Origin of the sequence: Pseudomonas sp. MWU13-2517, from assembly GCF_023242545.1 — a bacterium.
Taxonomy (GTDB): Bacteria; Pseudomonadota; Gammaproteobacteria; order Pseudomonadales; family Pseudomonadaceae; genus Aquipseudomonas.
In genome coordinates this window covers 187261-201202 of sequence record NZ_JALMFA010000003.1, presented here as the reverse complement: position 1 = coordinate 201202, position 13942 = coordinate 187261, and the positions used below count along the sequence as shown (strand labels likewise).

The 13942-nt window shown below is 58.9% G+C and carries 13 protein-coding genes; 11 read left to right on the top strand and 2 right to left on the bottom strand.

Annotated elements, in window-relative coordinates:
* Nucleotides 1-129: 129 nt before the first annotated feature.
* The 7 genes from M5B97_RS05975 to M5B97_RS05945 all read left to right on the top strand — a co-directional run bounded on the left by M5B97_RS05975 (nucleotide 130) and on the right by M5B97_RS05945 (nucleotide 5641).
* Entirely contained in the window at nucleotides 130-768 is a 639-nt protein-coding gene (locus tag M5B97_RS05975; protein ID WP_015886425.1) for a peroxiredoxin, read from the top strand.
* A gap of 207 nt (nucleotides 769-975) precedes the next feature.
* Complete coding sequence (gene ssuE / locus M5B97_RS05970) at nucleotides 976-1569, top strand: NADPH-dependent FMN reductase (protein ID WP_123716445.1); 594 nt, start codon at nucleotides 976-978, stop codon at nucleotides 1567-1569.
* A gap of 93 nt (nucleotides 1570-1662) precedes the next feature.
* Nucleotides 1663-2631 (top strand): sulfonate ABC transporter substrate-binding protein, encoded by a 969-nt coding sequence (locus M5B97_RS05965; RefSeq protein WP_134659300.1) that lies wholly within the window; start codon nucleotides 1663-1665, stop codon nucleotides 2629-2631.
* A 25-nt stretch (nucleotides 2632-2656) separates the two neighbouring features.
* Nucleotides 2657-3805, top strand: a complete 1149-nt coding sequence (ssuD, locus tag M5B97_RS05960) for an FMNH2-dependent alkanesulfonate monooxygenase (RefSeq protein ID WP_134659298.1) — start codon at nucleotides 2657-2659, stop codon at nucleotides 3803-3805.
* 9 nt (nucleotides 3806-3814) lie between these two features.
* The gene (gene ssuC / locus M5B97_RS05955; protein WP_123716442.1) at nucleotides 3815-4603 is read left to right on the top strand and encodes an aliphatic sulfonate ABC transporter permease SsuC; all 789 of its coding nucleotides are present in this window, start codon (nucleotides 3815-3817) and stop codon (nucleotides 4601-4603) included.
* Complete coding sequence (gene ssuB / locus M5B97_RS05950) at nucleotides 4600-5406, top strand: aliphatic sulfonates ABC transporter ATP-binding protein (RefSeq protein ID WP_248730992.1); 807 nt, start codon at nucleotides 4600-4602, stop codon at nucleotides 5404-5406. Before ssuC ends, ssuB begins: the two co-directional genes overlap by 4 nt.
* A 19-nt stretch (nucleotides 5407-5425) precedes the next feature.
* Complete coding sequence (locus tag M5B97_RS05945; protein WP_003176783.1) at nucleotides 5426-5641, top strand: TOBE domain-containing protein; 216 nt, start codon at nucleotides 5426-5428, stop codon at nucleotides 5639-5641.
* Nucleotides 5642-5760: 119 nt separating this feature from the next.
* Here M5B97_RS05945 and M5B97_RS05940 read toward each other — a convergent pair whose 3' ends face one another.
* Together M5B97_RS05940 and M5B97_RS05935 are read right to left on the bottom strand one after the other, a co-directional pair.
* Nucleotides 5761-6390, bottom strand: a complete 630-nt coding sequence (locus tag M5B97_RS05940) for a TetR/AcrR family transcriptional regulator (RefSeq protein ID WP_123716440.1) — start codon at nucleotides 6388-6390, stop codon at nucleotides 5761-5763.
* 231 nt (nucleotides 6391-6621) lie between these two features.
* The gene (locus M5B97_RS05935; protein ID WP_010207341.1) at nucleotides 6622-7998 is read right to left on the bottom strand and encodes a glutamine synthetase family protein; all 1377 of its coding nucleotides are present in this window, start codon (nucleotides 7996-7998) and stop codon (nucleotides 6622-6624) included.
* Nucleotides 7999-8595: 597 nt separating this feature from the next.
* Between M5B97_RS05935 and M5B97_RS05930 the strand changes: the two genes are divergently transcribed.
* From M5B97_RS05930 to M5B97_RS05915, 4 genes are all read left to right on the top strand, one after another.
* Entirely contained in the window at nucleotides 8596-9954 is a 1359-nt protein-coding gene (locus M5B97_RS05930) for a glutamine synthetase family protein (protein WP_134659294.1), read from the top strand.
* A 58-nt stretch (nucleotides 9955-10012) separates the two neighbouring features.
* Nucleotides 10013-11377 carry an aspartate aminotransferase family protein gene (locus M5B97_RS05925; protein ID WP_123716438.1) on the top strand — a complete coding sequence of 455 codons (1365 nt, stop codon included), beginning with the start codon at nucleotides 10013-10015 and terminating at the stop codon, nucleotides 11375-11377.
* A 183-nt stretch (nucleotides 11378-11560) separates the two neighbouring features.
* Nucleotides 11561-12655: a polyamine ABC transporter substrate-binding protein gene (locus M5B97_RS05920; protein WP_134659526.1), complete on the top strand. Its 1095-nt coding sequence runs from the start codon at nucleotides 11561-11563 to the stop codon at nucleotides 12653-12655.
* A 154-nt stretch (nucleotides 12656-12809) separates the two neighbouring features.
* The gene (locus tag M5B97_RS05915) at nucleotides 12810-13904 is read left to right on the top strand and encodes a polyamine ABC transporter substrate-binding protein (protein ID WP_134659292.1); all 1095 of its coding nucleotides are present in this window, start codon (nucleotides 12810-12812) and stop codon (nucleotides 13902-13904) included.
* The last annotated feature ends 38 nt before the right edge of the window (nucleotides 13905-13942 follow it).

The window sequence follows — 13942 nt, the reverse complement described above, 5'->3', positions numbered from 1 at the left end:
TTCTTGCCAAGTCCAATGAACAGATTTTTAATATTCTTTTATCGTCTAGATAAATCGATATTTATTCTTTTTAAATAATCCGCAACCCATGCACAGTGGGCTCCATAAGCACTCATCAGGAGCTACACCATGAGCCTAAGACTGGGCGATATCGCCCCCGACTTCGAACAGGATTCCAGCGCCGGCAAGATTCGTTTCCATGAGTGGCTGGGCGATAGCTGGGGGGTGCTGTTTTCACACCCGGCGGACTTCACGCCGGTGTGCACCACCGAGCTGGGTTTCACCGCCAAGCTCAAGGACGAGTTCGCCCAGCGCGGTGTAAAGGCCATCGCTCTGTCGGTAGACCCCGTGGACTCGCACCACAAGTGGATCGAAGACATCAACGAAACCCAGAACACGGTCGTCAACTTCCCGATCCTGGCCGACGCCGATCGCAAGGTGTCGGACCTTTACGACTTGATCCATCCGAATGCCAGCGACACCCTCACCGTGCGTTCCCTGTTCGTGATCGACCCGAACAAGAAGATTCGCCTGACGATTACTTATCCGGCCAGCACGGGTCGCAACTTCCACGAAATCCTGCGGGTCATCGACTCGTTGCAGTTGACCGACAACCACAAGGTCGCCACGCCCGCCAACTGGCAGGACGGTGATGAAGTGGTGATCGTGCCGTCACTCAAGGACGAAGAAGAGATCAAGAAGCGCTTTCCGAAGGGCTATCGTGCAGTGAAGCCGTACCTGAGGCTGACACCACAACCGAATCGCTGAGTTTCAACGGATCACATAGCAGGGGTTTTCAGGCCGTTTCGACGGCCTTTTTTTTCGCCTTGGGATTTCTGAATCAAATATATTTTTATGGAATAAACAAATGAAAAAATAAGATTTATAGATATATAAATCAGCTGATATGGTCTGTTCCATCTTGGCGCCATCGCCACCCAGCGAACCGCCGACACTTGCTCAAGGAATACCTGCATGCTGGTCGTAACACTTGGAGGCAGCCCCAGCCAGCGTTCCCGCTCCGGGGTCTTGCTGGATAAAACCCGTCAGTGGCTACAGCAAAAAGGCGTGGAAGTGGTGAGTTATCAGATACGGGACTTCCCGGCCGAAGACTTGCTGCACGCCCGCTTCGACAGCCCCAAAGTCATCGACTTGTTGCAGCAAGTGGCCAACGCCGACGGCCTGGTCATCGCCACTCCGGTGTACAAGGCCTCGTTTTCCGGCGCGCTGAAAACCGTGCTCGACCTGCTGCCCGAACGCGCCCTGGCCCACAAGATCGTGTTGCCCATGGCCACCGGCGGCAGCATCGCCCACATGCTGGCGGTGGATTACGCCTTGAAGCCCGTGCTCTCGGCCCTGAAAGCCCAGGAGTTGCTCCACGGCATCTTTGCCGAAGACAGCCAGATCGCCTATGGCGAGGGCAGCGCCCAGGCACAACTGGTGCCAGTGCTCGAACAGCGTTTGCATGAGGCCCTGGAGACACTCTATGGCGCCATGGCTCGTCGCCCGAAACCGCTTGACCCCCATGTGTTGAATGAACGTTTGTTGAGTGCTCGCTGGAGCATTTAAGCCGTACTGTTTTTTGTAGGACTCACCTTACTCAGCCGCCAACGGCCAAGCAGGTGCAGCCAACCCCCTCATCGCAAATTTGGAGAGAGCGCCATGCGCACTGTCATTTTGCGTCGTGGTCTGGTCGCACTGTTTGCTGCGGCTGTGTCCTTCGGCGCCATTGTTCAAGCTCAAGCGGCCGAGACCCTGCGGATCGGTTATCAGAAGTACGGCACCTTGGTGTTGCTCAAAGCCAAGGGCAGTCTGGAAAAGCGCCTGGCCGCCCAGGGCGTGCAGGTGCAATGGACTGAATTCCCCGGCGGCCCGCAGTTGCTGGAAGGCTTGAATGTCGGCTCGATCGACTTCGGCGTCACCGGTGAAACCCCGCCGGTCTTCGCCCAGGCGGCCGGCGCCGACCTGCTTTACGTCGCCTACGAGCCACCGGCGCCGACCAGCGAAGCGATCCTGGTGCCGAAAGACTCGCCGATCAAATCGGTGGCCGAGCTCAAGGGCAAGAAAATCGTGCTGAACAAAGGCTCCAACGTGCACTACCTGCTGGTACGTGCCCTGGAAGACGCCGGCCTCAAATACACCGACGTGCAAACCGTATTCCTGCCGCCCGCCGATGCCCGCGCCGCATTCGAGCGGGGCAGCGTGGATGCCTGGGTGATTTGGGACCCTTACCAGGCCGCCGCCGAGAAACAACTGCAAGCACGCACCCTGCGTGACGGCACCGGCATTGCCGACAACCACCAGTTCTACCTCGCCACCAAGCCTTACGCCACGCAGCACCCGGATGTGATCAAGGCGCTGGTGGAAGAAGTGCGCGCGGTGGGCGAATGGTCCAAGGCCAACCCGCAGGAAGTCACCCAACAAGTCGCACCGCTGCTCGGCCTGCCGGCCGACATCACCCTGACCTCGGTCAAGCGCCAGGGCTACGGCGCACTGTTCCTGACACCCGAGGTGGTCGCCGCCCAGCAGAAAATCGCCGACAGCTTCTATCAACTCAAATTGATCCCCAAACCCTTGAGCATCAAGGACGTGATCTGGACCCCACCCGCCGCCGTTGCCAAAGCGCCGTAATCCGACTTCTTCAGGAGACAACTCCATGAGCCTCAATATTTTCTGGTTCCTGCCTACCCACGGCGACGGCCATTACCTTGGCACCGCCGAAGGCGCTCGCGCCGTCGACCATGGTTATTTGCAGCAAGTGGCCCAGGCCGCCGACCGCCTGGGCTTCGGCGGGGTACTGATCCCCACCGGCCGCTCCTGCGAAGACTCGTGGCTGGTGGCTGCCTCGCTGATCCCCGTGACCCAGCGTTTGAAATTCCTTGTCGCGCTTCGCCCCGGGATCATTTCCCCGACGGTGGCCGCGCGTCAGGCAGCCACTCTGGATCGTTTGTCCGGAGGGCGTGCGTTATTCAACCTGGTCACCGGTGGCGATCCGGAGGAATTGGCTGGCGACGGTTTGTTCCTCAGTCATGAAGAGCGCTACCAGGCCTCGGTGGAGTTCACCCGCATCTGGCGTCGCGTGCTGGAAGGCGAAACGGTGGATTACGACGGCGAGCACATCAGCGTCAAAGGCGCGAAATTGCTCTATCCACCCATTCAGCAACCGCGCCCGCCGCTATATTTCGGCGGCTCCTCCGAAGCGGCCCAGGACCTGGCTGCCGAACAAGTGGAAATGGTGCTGACCTGGGGCGAGCCACCGGCCGCCGTCGCCGAGAAAATCGAACAGGTACGTGCCAAGGCCGCCAAGCTTGGGCGCACCGTGCGCTTCGGCATTCGCCTGCATGTGATCGTGCGCGAAACCAACGAGCAAGCCTGGCAAGCCGCCGACAAACTCATCTCCCACCTGGACGACGACACCATCGCCCGTGCCCAGGCGTCCCTGGCGCGTTTTGACTCGGTTGGCCAACAACGCATGGCTGCGCTCCATGGCGGCAGTCGCGACAACCTGGAAGTCAGCCCCAACCTGTGGGCTGGCGTCGGCCTGGTGCGTGGCGGTGCCGGTACGGCGCTGGTGGGCGACGGCCCAACGGTCGCGGCGCGGGTCAAGGAGTACGCCGACCTGGGCATCGATACATTCATCTTCTCCGGTTATCCACACCTGGAAGAGTCGTATCGGGTGGCCGAGCTGTTGTTCCCGCACTTGGATATCGAACGTCCCGAATTGCCGAAAAGCGCCGGTTACGTCAGCCCGTTCGGTGAAATGGTCGCCAACGACATCCTTCCCAAAGCTGCATCACAAAGCTGAGGCGGCGCCATGAACTTTGAAAAACTGAGCCATCGCGTCGCACCTTGGGTGCTGCCGATCCTGTTGCTGGCGGTGTGGCAGTTGTCGGTATCGGCGGGCTGGTTGTCGACGCGCATTCTGCCGGCACCGAGCGCGGTGATTGAAGCCGGGATCAACCTGGTACGCAGCGGTGAAATCTGGACGCACCTGGCTATCAGCGGCTGGCGTGCCGGCCTGGGGTTTGTGATTGGTGGCAGCATCGGTCTGGCCCTGGGGTTCATCACCGGCCTGTCGAAGTGGGGCGAGCGCCTGTTGGACAGCTCGGTGCAGATGATCCGCAACGTGCCGCACCTGGCGTTGATTCCATTGGTGATCCTGTGGTTCGGCATTGACGAGACCGCGAAGATTTTCCTGGTCGCCCTCGGCACGCTGTTCCCGATCTACCTGAACACCTACCACGGCATCCGCAACGTCGACCCGGCGTTGGTGGAAATGTCGCGCAGTTATGGCCTGTCCGGGTTCAGCCTGTTCCGTCAGGTCATTCTGCCGGGGGCGCTGCCGTCGATTCTGGTGGGTGTGCGCTTTGCCCTGGGCTTTATGTGGCTGACCCTGATTGTGGCGGAAACCATCTCGGCCAGTTCGGGCATTGGTTACCTGGCAATGAACGCTCGCGAGTTTCTGCAGACCGACGTCGTCGTTCTGGCCATCGTCATGTACGCAGTCCTCGGCAAACTCGCCGACCTCGCCGCCCGTGGCCTGGAGCGTGTGTGGCTGCGCTGGCACCCGGCTTACCAAGTGAATAAAGGAGGTGCGGCATGACCGCTCAACAACCTCCGCGCCTGCTTAAAGGCATCCCGCTGGCAGTGCGCAAGTTGCGCAAGGCCTTTGGTGCGCGGGAAGTGCTCAAAGAGATAGACCTGCATATCCCGGCCGGCCAGTTCGTCGCGGTGGTGGGCCGCAGCGGATGCGGTAAAAGCACCTTGCTGCGCTTGTTGGCGGGCCTGGACAAAGCCAGCGGCGGTGAACTGCTGGCCGGTTCCGCGCCGCTCGACGCAGCGATTGAAGATACGCGGTTGATGTTCCAGGAAGCGCGCTTGCTGCCGTGGAAAAAGATCATCGATAACGTGGGCCTTGGCCTCAAGGGCAACTGGCGTCCCAAAGCATTGGAGGCGTTGGAGGCGGTCGGCCTGGCCGAGCGTGCCAATGAATGGCCGGCAGCCTTATCCGGTGGCCAGAAGCAGCGCGTGGCCCTGGCCCGCGCCTTGATTCACCAGCCGCGCCTGTTGCTGCTCGACGAGCCGTTGGGCGCGTTGGACGCACTGACCCGCATCGAGATGCAGCAACTGATCGAAAACCTTTGGCAGAAACACGGCTTCACCGTGTTGCTGGTGACCCACGACGTCAGCGAAGCCGTGGCCATTGCCGACCGGGTGATCCTGATCGAAGACGGTGAAATCGGCCTGGACCTGGTCGTCGACCTGCCACGCCCCCGAGCCCGAGGCTCACACCGCCTGGCCGCGCTGGAAGCCGAAGTGCTCAACCGTGTGCTGTCGCTGCCCGGCTCGCCGCCGGAACCCGAACCTGTTTCACCGTTGCCTACGCAATTGCGTTGGGCTCAATAACTCATATAGGAAGATCATCATGACTATCAAAGCCATCAACGTACGTAACCAGTTCAAAGGCACCATCAAGGAAATCGTGGTCGGCGACGTGCTGTCGGAAATCGATGTGCAGACTGCGTCGGGCATTGTGACTTCGGTGATCACCACGCGCTCGGTCAAAGAGCTCGAGCTGGTGATTGGCAGTGAGGTGATTGCCTTCGTGAAATCCACCGAGGTGTCGATCGCCAAGTTGTGATTCGCGTCGCTCTTGAAGCCGTCATCGCAGCCAAACCCCTTCCCGCACTTTGATCTGTGAACATATTCAAGTGTGGGAGGGGGCTTACCTCAGCGAGGCGCGCCCGGCCAACCCAGGATTCAACGCTTGGGCAGGTAGGTCGGCAAATAAAGCCCCACGTACGCATCAAACACCCGCATCCCTTCCTCGGCCATGCGCGGCGTAATCAGCCCGTGCTGATGCACCGAGCGCGCATACACGCGGTCGCTCAGCTCCAATGCCAACGCAAACACATCCACATCGGCGGGTAAGGCCGGCACGTCGAAATGGCGATTGAACACGGTGAACATCAGGTCACCCAATTCCAGATCATGCTGGCGGTCGGCCTGGGTCACTTCAGTGAGCCCGTGCTGGGCCAGGATCAACTGGCGAGCGGCGGCGTCCTGGTCGTAGATAGCGAGCATGCGTTGTTCGACGATGTAGGACAGATCGCGCCAGTGCCTGAGTGATTCATGATCGATGGGCGCCTGGATGGCTGCCCGGAAAGCGGCGTGCACATCGGCCGTCAACGCTTCCAGCAGCGCCGGCACACTGGCGAAGAAGTGATACACCGACGACGGCGGAATCTGTGCCCGCTCGGCCACACTGTAGATAGACAGACTCGCCACGCCTTCGGCGGCCAGCAAGGTGCGGGCGGCGTCGAGGATCGCGTCAATCCGGCCCTGGCTGCGGGCGCGGGGTTTGCGAGGGGCGGTGGGGCGGGTGGTCATGGAAGTCTCCTACAAGGCAGCGGGCATTGTATGAGCAGGAAGGTGTGTTGTCTGCCAGGCCGCCATCGGGAGCAGGCCTGCTCCCACACCGGATCAAGCTCCAACCTGGAATGCCGTCAAGTGTGGGAGGGTGCTTGCTCTCGATGAGGCCGACTCGGTCTGCCAAAAGAAACCCACAAAAAAACGCCGCTGACCAAAGCCAGCGGCGTTCCTTGTTAGCGCAGCAATCGTTTACACGGTATGCAGGTACCAGTTGTACTCAAGGTCGGAGATGGAGTGTTCGAACTCCTCCAGCTCACTTTCCTTACAGGCGACGAAGATATCGATGTATTTAGGATCGATGTACTTGGCCATCACCTCGCTGTCGTCCAACTCGCGCAACGCATCGCGCAGGTTGTTCGGCAGGCTCTGCTCGTTCTGCTCGTAGCTGTTGCCTTCCACGGGTGCGTTAGGCTCGATCTTGTTGGTCAGGCCGTGGTGCACGCCTGCCAGGACGGAAGCCATCAGCAGGTAAGGGTTGGCGTCGGCGCCGGCCACACGGTGTTCGATACGCACGGCGTCGGACGAGCCGGTCGGTACGCGAATCGCTACGGTGCGGTTATCCAGGCCCCAGCACGGCGAGTTCGGCACGTAGAACTGTGCACCGAAACGACGGTAGGAGTTGACGTTGGGGCACAGGAACGCCATCTGGGCGGGCAGGGTCTCGAGCACACCGCCGATCGCGTGACGCAATGCGGCGTTCTGCTCGGGATCCTCGCTGGCAAAGATATTCTTGCCGTCCTTGTCCAGGATCGAAATGTGTACGTGCAAACCGTTGCCTGCCTGGCCTGGGTAAGGCTTGGCCATGAAGGTGGTGTCCATCTCATGGTCGTAGGCGATGTTCTTGATCAGGCGCTTGAGCAGTACGGCGTAGTCGCAAGCCTTGATCGGGTCGGCCACGTGGTGCAGGTTCACTTCGAACTGCGCCGGGGCACTTTCCTTGACGATGGCGTCGGCCGGGATGCCTTGTTCTTTGGCACCTTCCAGAATGTCCTGGAGGCAGTCGACGTATTCGTCGAGGTCGTCGATCAGGTAGACCTGTGTCGAGTGCGGACGTTTGCCGGAAATCGGCGAGCGGGGTGGTTGTGGGCGGCCGTTCACGTTCTCCTGGTCGATCAGGTAGAACTCAAGTTCGAAAGCGGCGCAGATTGTCAGACCAAGGTCGTCGAATTTGCTTACAACTTGGCGGAGCACTTCGCGCGGATCGGCGAAGAAAGGTTCACCTTCAAGTTCGTGCATGGTCATCAGCAGCTGCGCGGTGGGGCGCTTTTGCCAGGGTTCATTGCACAGGGTATCGGGGATTGGATAACAGATTCGGTCAGCATCACCGATGTCCAGGCCCAGGCCGGTGCTTTCCACCGTTGAGCCGTTGATATCCAGGGCAAATAAAGAGGCAGGCAGGTTAATGCCCTTCTCGTAAACCTTGTGGAGGCTGGTGCGTTCGATGCGCTTGCCGCGCACCACACCATTCATATCCGCAATTAGAAGGTCTACGTACAGAACCTCAGGATGATCCTTAAGGAACGCGTTCGCTTCGTTAAGCTGAACGGCACGCGGGGGTACCGACATGATGCAACACCTTTGTTGTTAAAAATATCAATCATTGATCTTTTCTGGTTTCAGTCAACCCGAACGGCATGCCGAAGTCAAGCGAGGCCTTTTTTGCCCTAAAAAAGCGCCTTGAGGGCATATTTGGGGCTTTTTGGGGCGGTTTTTTGGGTTTGAAGGGCTTGGGACTCGCAGGCTTGAGCGGGCCGTGTTGTATTTTTTACGGGGGTGTTGTGTAAAAAAATGAACAAGGCTAAGCTCGATTCAAACCCATAACAGCAATAATACCGGGGTGCTTCATGTTTCACCTGCCGCCATCCGGCGTCTCTGCCTGCTTCAGCCAGGCGTTGTCCGCAGTCCGATCGCCCCGCGTGAGTGCCCACGCACCGGCCATTATTCTTGACGGCCCGTCCGACCTCTTCTTTGCCTCCTCAACGACGACTGATCAGCAGCCATCCGCGCTGCCGATCATGATTCTGCACAACTTTGGCTTGAGGAATGCAACGTTGCAGCAAATGGCAGGTAAGCTCCTACCCTGAACGAAAAAACGACGCGGATGCTGCGTCAACCAACGCCTGACCTTTAATGGATGTCAGGAAACCCAGCCCAGAGGCATTTATGAGTAACAACCTCGACCAGCTCACCGATTGGTTGAAAAACCACAAGATCACAGAAGTCGAATGCATGATTGGCGACCTCACCGGCATCACCCGGGGCAAGATCTCGCCGACCAACAAGTTCATCGCCGAGAAAGGCATGCGTCTGCCCGAGAGTGTTCTGCTGCAGACGGTCACCGGCGACTATGTCGAAGACGACATCTACTACGAATTGCTCGACCCGGCCGACATCGACATGATCTGCCGCCCCGACCAGAACGCCGTGTTTCTGGTGCCTTGGGCTATCGAGCCGACCGCCCAGGTGATCCACGACACCTACGACAAGCAAGGCAACCCGATCGAGCTGTCGCCGCGCAACGTGCTCAAGAAAGTCCTCAAGCTCTATGCCGATAAAGGCTGGCAGCCCATCGTGGCGCCGGAGATGGAGTTCTACCTGACCAAGCGCTGCGAAGACCCGGACTTCCCGCTGCAGCCGCCGATTGGCCGTTCCGGTCGCCCGGAAACCGGTCGCCAGTCCTTCTCTATAGAAGCGGCCAACGAATTCGACCCGCTGTTCGAAGACGTCTACGACTGGTGCGAACTGCAGGAGCTGGACCTCGACACCCTGATCCACGAAGACGGCACCGCGCAGATGGAAATCAACTTCCGTCATGGCGATGCCCTGTCCCTCGCCGACCAGATTCTGGTGTTCAAACGCACCATGCGTGAAGCCGCGCTCAAGCACAACGTGGCCGCCACCTTCATGGCCAAGCCGATGACCGGCGAGCCCGGCAGCGCCATGCACCTGCACCAGAGCATCATCGACATCGCCACCGGCAAGAACGTCTTCTCCAATGAAGACGGGAGCATGAGCCAACTGTTCCTCAACCACATCGGCGGCCTGCAGAAATTCATCCCTGAATTGCTGCCGCTGTTTGCCCCCAACGTGAACTCGTTCCGTCGCTTCCTGCCCGACACGTCGGCACCGGTCAACGTGGAATGGGGCGAAGAAAACCGCACCGTCGGCCTGCGCGTACCGGATGCCGGCCCGCAGAACCGCCGCGTGGAAAACCGCCTGCCGGGCGCCGACGCCAACCCATACCTGGCGATTGCCGCCAGTTTGCTGTGTGGCTTCATCGGCATGGTCGAAGGCCATAACCCGAGCGCACCGGTGGTGGGCCGTGGTTATGAGCGACGCAACCTGCGCCTGCCGTTGACCATCGAAGACGCCTTGGAGCGCATGGAAAACAGCAAGACCATCGAGAAATACCTGGGGCAGAAATTCATCACAGGCTACGTCGCGGTCAAGCGGGCCGAGCATGAAAACTTCAAGCGCGTGATCAGTTCATGGGAGCGGGAATTCCTGCTCTTTGCCGTCTGATGCGCCGGGCGCGCTGTGGGAGCAGCGCGCCCTTCACTGAAAAGTCTAGGAGATTGGTATGTCCAGCAACAACCCGCAAACCCGTGAATGGCAAGCCTTGAGCAGCGATCATCACTTGGCGCCGTTCAGCGATTTCAAGCAATTGAAAGAGAAGGGCCCACGGATCATCACCAAAGCCCACGGCGTTTATCTGTGGGACAGCGAAGGCAACAAAATCCTCGACGGCATGGCCGGCCTCTGGTGCGTGGCCATCGGTTACGGTCGCGATGAACTGGCCGACGCCGCCGCCAAGCAAATGAAAGAGCTGCCGTACTACAACCTGTTCTTCCAGACGGCTCACCCGCCGGTGCTGGAACTGGCCAAGGTGATTGCCGACATCGCACCGGCCGGCATGAACCATGTGTTCTTTACCGGCTCCGGCTCCGAAGGCAACGACACCATGTTGCGCATGGTCCGCCACTACTGGGCGGTCAAAGGCCAACCGAATAAAAAAGTCATCATCAGCCGCAAGAACGGCTACCACGGCTCCACCGTGGCCGGCGCGAGCCTGGGCGGCATGACATATATGCATGAGCAGGGCGACTTGCCGATTCCGGGCATCACCCACATCGCCCAACCGTACTGGTTCGGCGAAGGCGGCGACATGAGCCCTGAAGAGTTCGGGATCTGGGCCGCCAACCAGTTGGAAGAGAAGATTCTGGAATTGGGCGTGGACAACGTCGGTGCCTTTATTGCCGAGCCGATCCAGGGCGCGGGTGGTGTGATCGTGCCGCCGGAAACCTACTGGCCGCGTATCAAGGAAATCCTCGCCAAGTACGACATCCTGTTTGTCGCCGACGAGGTGATCTGTGGTTTCGGCCGCACCGGCGAGTGGTTCGGCAGCGACTTCTACGACCTCAAACCGCACATGATGACCATCGCCAAGGGGCTGACCTCGGGCTACGTGCCCATGGGTGGCCTGATCGTGCACGACGATGTGGTTGCCGTGCTGAACGAAGGCGGTGACTTCAACCACGGCTTCACCTACTCCGGTCATCCGGTGGCGGCAGCGGTGGCCTTGGAAAACATCCGCATCCTGCGCGATGAAAAAATCGTTAACCGCGTGCACGAAGAAACGGCACCGTATTTGCAGAAACGTCTGAGGGAACTGGCTGACCACCCGTTGGTGGGTGAAGTTCGCGGCGTAGGCATGCTGGGTGCGATTGAGCTGGTTCAGGACAAGGCCACCCGCAAGCGTTATGAAGGCAAGGGCGTGGGCATGATTTGCCGCAACTTCTGCTTCAACAACGGGCTGATCATGCGCGCCGTGGGCGACACCATGATCATTTCGCCGTCGCTGGTAATCAGCAAGGCCGAAATCGACGAACTGGTGAGCAAGGCGCGTACATGCCTGGACCTGACTTTGGCGGCATTGCAGGGCTAAGTGCTAGGCTCAGTGCGCAGTGCACTGAGCAGTTATAAATATAGGGGCTTTGGTTGAAAGCCGGCCCCTGAACTTGCCAGACTGTCCCTCTGTTTTGTTGCCCTCTGGAAGGGCCGCTGAACATAAAAGAACGTGGCCCAAAAAAGAAAAAATTGGAGCATCACCATAATGAAGGCATTAGGTTTGAAGAACGCTGGCAAGACCCTCCTCGCCTTGTCCCTGATGGGCGCAATGGCGGGTGCGGCCCAGGCAGACGATAAAGTGCTGCACGTCTACAACTGGTCTGACTACATTGCACCGGACACCATCGCCAACTTTGAAAAAGAGTCGGGCATCAAAGTGGTGTACGACGTTTTCGACAGTAACGAAACCCTGGAAGCCAAGTTGCTGGCAGGCAAGTCCGGCTACGATATTGTCGTACCGTCGAACAACTTCCTCGCCAAGCAGATCAAGGCCGGTGTGTACCAGGAGCTGGACAAGTCCAAGCTGTCCAACTATGGCAACCTGAACAAATCCCTGCTTAAAGCCGTGTCGATCAGCGACCCGGACAACAAGCACGCCTTCCCGTACATGTGGGGCTCGATCGGCATCGGCTACAACCCGGAGAAGGTCAAGGCTGCGCTGGGCGTGGACAAGATCGACTCGTGGGACGTGCTGCTCAAGCCTGAAAACATCGCCAAGCTCAAGAGCTGCGGCGTGAGCTTCCTCGATTCGCCAACCGAAATGCTGCCGGTGGCGCTGCACTACCTGGGCCTGCCAACCGACACTCAGGATAAGAAACAGCTCAAGCAAGCTGAAGACCTGTTCCTGAAAATCCGCCCTTCGATCGGCTACTTCCACTCGTCCAAGTACATCTCGGATCTGGCCAACGGCAACATCTGCGTGGCCGTGGGTTACTCGGGTGACATCCAGCAGGCCAAGTCCCGCGCGGCTGAAGCCGGTGGCAAGGTCAAGGTGGCCTACGACATTCCGAAAGAAGGCGCAGGCAGCTTCTATGACATGGTCGCCATCCCTAAAGATGCCGAAAACGTCGACGCCGCCTATAAGTTCATGAACTACCTGCTCGAACCGAAAGTCATGGCAGGGATCACCAACAGCGTGCGTTTCCCGAACGGTAACGAGAAGGCCACCGCACTGGTCGACAAAGACATCACCAGCGACCCTGGCATCTATCCGCCAGCCGATGTGCAAGCCAAGCTCTACGCCATTGCTGATTTGCCGGCGGCGACTCAGCGTGAAATGACGCGCAGCTGGACCAAGATCAAATCCGGTAAATAAGCCGGGCTTTGTTGGCCACCGCGGCGTTCGCGGTGGCCAACCTGATAATTAAATGACAGAAAGTTTTGCCGGATCGGTTTATCGAGGGTAAGTTGCGCGCCGGTTTTGTTGCCGGGCAACAACTTTGGGCCCAACTATTTAAGAGGACCTCCACTTGCCAATTTCTTTATTTCGCAAAGCCTTGCTGGCGGGTGCGGGTATCGCGCTGGCTGTCAGCGTACAGGCCGCACCGACTGTGCATATTTATAACTGGTCGGACTACATCGGCACCGACACCCTGGCCAACTTCGAAAAGGCCACCGGCATCAAGCCTGTGTATGACGTGTTTGATTCCAACGAAACCCTGGAAGGCAAGTTGCTGGCCGGGCGTACCGGCTACGACGTGGTCGTGCCGTCCAATCACTTCCTCGGCAAGCAGATCAAGGCCGGGGCGTTCCAGAAACTCGACAAGTCGCTGCTGACCAACTACTCCAACCTTGACCCGGCGCTGCTCAAGCGTCTGGAAAAGAACGATCCGGGTAACCAGTACGCCGTGCCGTATCTGTGGGGTACCAACGGCATCGGTTACAACGTCGACAAAGTCAAAGAAGTGCTGGGCGTCGATCATATCGACTCTTGGGCCGTGCTGTTCGAACCGGAAAACATGAAGAAGCTGGCCACTTGCGGCGTATCGTTCATGGACTCGGCGGATGAAATGCTGCCGGCGGTGCTCAACTATATGGGCTTGAACCCTAACAGCACCAACCCCGAAGACTACAAGAAGGCCGAAGAGAAGCTGCTCAAAGTGCGGCCCTACGTGACCTATTTCCATTCTTCCAAATACATCTCGGACCTGGCCAACGGCAACATCTGCGTGGCGGCGGGTTTCTCCGGCGATGTGTTCCAGGCCCGGGCTCGCGCGGCTGAAGCCGACAAAGGCGTGAACATTGCCTACGCGATTCCGAAAGAAGGCGGCAACCTGTGGTTTGACGTGCTGGCGATCCCCAAGGATGCCACCAACGTCAAAGAGGCCCACGCCTTCATCAACTATTTGCTGCAACCTGAGGTGATCGCTCAGGTCAGTGATTACGTCGGTTATGCCAACCCTAACCCGGGGGCGGACAAACTGATGAAGCAATCGATACGCACTGACGCAGCGGTTTACCCACCGCAGGCGGTTCTCGATCGGACATTCGTCAACTTCGAGCTACCCCCGAAAGTGCAGCGTTTGATGACCCGTAGCTGGACCAAGGTCAAGACGGGCAAGTAAGGCTCAACCTATCCAAGGTTCGTCCGTACTGGACGATC